This window comes from Algoriphagus antarcticus, assembly GCF_002150685.1.
Lineage (GTDB): Bacteria > Bacteroidota > Bacteroidia > Cytophagales > Cyclobacteriaceae > Algoriphagus > Algoriphagus antarcticus.
In genome coordinates this window covers 1-610 of the sequence record NZ_MSSW01000024.1, presented here as the reverse complement: position 1 = coordinate 610, position 610 = coordinate 1, and the positions used below count along the sequence as shown (strand labels likewise).

The 610-nt window shown below is 43.1% G+C and carries 3 tRNA genes; all 3 read right to left on the bottom strand.

Going from position 1 to position 610, the window contains the following annotated elements:
• Window positions 1–137: 137 nt before the first annotated feature.
• The 3 genes from BVH04_RS10010 to BVH04_RS10000 all read right to left on the bottom strand — a co-directional run bounded on the left by BVH04_RS10010 (window position 138) and on the right by BVH04_RS10000 (window position 566).
• Window positions 138–211, bottom strand: a tRNA-Arg gene (locus BVH04_RS10010).
• Between the two features lie 48 nt (window positions 212–259).
• A tRNA-Pro gene (locus BVH04_RS10005) sits at window positions 260–333 on the bottom strand.
• A gap of 160 nt (window positions 334–493) precedes the next feature.
• Window positions 494–566: transfer RNA gene (locus BVH04_RS10000), tRNA-Lys, on the bottom strand.
• Window positions 567–610 lie beyond the last annotated feature (44 nt).

Here is a 610-nt window from a genome sequence, read left to right as displayed (position 1 = left end):
TTTTCCACTTTGAAATTTCTATTTCTTTAACTCCTACCTGGAGCCTCCCGATAAGTCGGGATGCTCTACCAGCTGAGCTAAGGAATCAATAATAGGTACTAAAATAAAAAGCGGAACGTAATTCCGCTTTTAAATTGTGATCCTGTCAGGACTCGAACCTGAAACCTACTGCTTAGAAGGCAGTTGCTCTATCCGGTTGAGCTACAGGACCCGGATATATTAGTAAAATAATATTACTCCTATACTTACTGTAATAAAGTCGGGGTGGCAGGATTCGAACCTACGACCTCCTCGTCCCAAACGAGGCGCGATACCGGGCTACGCTACACCCCGAAACTTTTATATTAACTCCTTGTAAGTTAATTCTGTGATTTCGCCAATTTGACTTTGACTACATCAAGTGATCCCTCTGGGGCTTCCCGATATGGACTTGCTTTGCTTCGTCTCATCGGGACAGGCTTCTCGCCCTTTTCCCTTTTGTTATCATTCTAGGTGATCCCTCTGGGGCTCGAACCCAGGACCCATACATTAAAAGTGTATTGCTCTACCAGCTGAGCTAAGGAATCATATTGGTAAAAGTGAATCGTTATCCACTTTGAAATTTCTTTTT